The sequence below is a fragment of the Streptomyces sp. CO7 genome, assembly GCF_053474865.1.
Genome location: NZ_JBRIOU010000005.1, coordinates 188055 through 189224 on the forward strand (window position 1 = coordinate 188055; position 1170 = coordinate 189224).

Consider the following 1170-nt stretch of genomic DNA (forward strand, 5'->3'; position numbering starts at 1 on the left):
GGGGTGGGCGGTCGGAAACCGGTCGACGGGGGCGATCGTGGTGCTCGACCATGCGTACATGCCCCTGAACGACACCCTCGCCCGGGTCGACGCGGACCTCGCCGCCGGCCGGATCCCCGTCGCGCGCCAACGACTGCGCGGGCTGGTGTCCTCCTACCCGGACGACCTGGCCCTCCGTCGCCGTCTGGCGGAGGTGTACCGGCTGTACGGGGAGCCCGCCGAGGCAGGCCGGTGGATGTACCTCGAGCAGGACCGGGACGCCGACGAGACCGGGGCGTTCGAGGCGAGACACCGCACCGCACTGCAGCGGATGCGGGCCCTGGCCTGGCGAGGGCCGGAGTCCCGGGCCGCGACGACCTTCGCCCGCGAGCAACTGGCCGCGCTCCGGAAGCGGTGCTCCGACGAGCTGGGGCGCCCGGTCGACTGGGACGCGCTGCCGTCCGCGGACGAGGCGGAAGCGGAGAGCGAGGGCGGTGGCGTCCTCGGCGCCCTGGCCGGGATCGGGTGCCTACTGGCGGTCCTCGTGTTCCTGTCGATCTGGGTGAACGGCCTGGTGGCCCTGTTCGACTGAGGCCGCACGCCCAGGGAGAGTTGAGTAACCCCGCGCCCGGTGATGAGTAGCGGTACTCAGGAGGTGCGGCCCCTCCACGGCGACAGTTGAGGCACAGCGAACGACGGAAGACCGGGAGCAGGGGGAGTCATGCGCAGGGGCCTCAGGAGTGGCGGCAAGGGTGACAGTGGCGTGGGGAGCGGCTCGGTGGGCGGGAGCCGCCGTGGACGAGTGGTGGCCGCCCTCGTGGGCGTGGCGGCGGCGGTGGCCCTGACCGGGTGCTCCGGGCTCGGGTACGAGGAGAACATCTGCGGCGACGGCGAGTACCCGGTGCTGGCCGTGGGCGACACGGGCAGCGCGTGCGTCACGAACGGCGAGGAACCGCCGAAGGGGATGGCGCGGTACCCCGAGGGCAAGGATCCGAAGAAGGTCGACGACAAGTGGGACAAGTACTGGCGCACCCACATGCTCGACAAGGACGGCAACGTCGTCGAGGCGCCGTAGACCGGGGGCCGGGGCCGGTGCGGAGCTGAGGTCGGGACCGGTACGGAGCTGAAGCCGGGACCGGAGCCAGGGCCGGGGCCGAGGCCGAGGCCGAGGCCGGGAGCATGCGGGAGGGT

2 protein-coding genes are annotated in these 1170 nt (G+C 73.0%); both read left to right on the forward strand.

Annotated elements, in window-relative coordinates; translation table 11 throughout:
- The first annotated feature begins 58 nt into the window (after positions 1 to 58).
- Positions 59 to 571, forward strand: a complete 513-nt coding sequence (locus tag ACOV8S_RS19260; protein WP_448319046.1) for a DUF6584 family protein — start codon at positions 59 to 61, stop codon at positions 569 to 571.
- Between the two features lie 213 nt (positions 572 to 784).
- Positions 785 to 1054 (forward strand): SCO0607 family lipoprotein, encoded by a 270-nt coding sequence (locus tag ACOV8S_RS19265; RefSeq protein ID WP_448319047.1) that lies wholly within the window; start codon positions 785 to 787, stop codon positions 1052 to 1054.
- The last annotated feature ends 116 nt before the right edge of the window (positions 1055 to 1170 follow it).

What these genes read in the sequence shown, in the direction of transcription:
- ACOV8S_RS19260 (WP_448319046.1), top strand. Translation starts at nt 59, where the DNA reads ATGCCCCTGAACGACACCCTCGCCCGGGTCGACGCGGACCTCGCCGCC.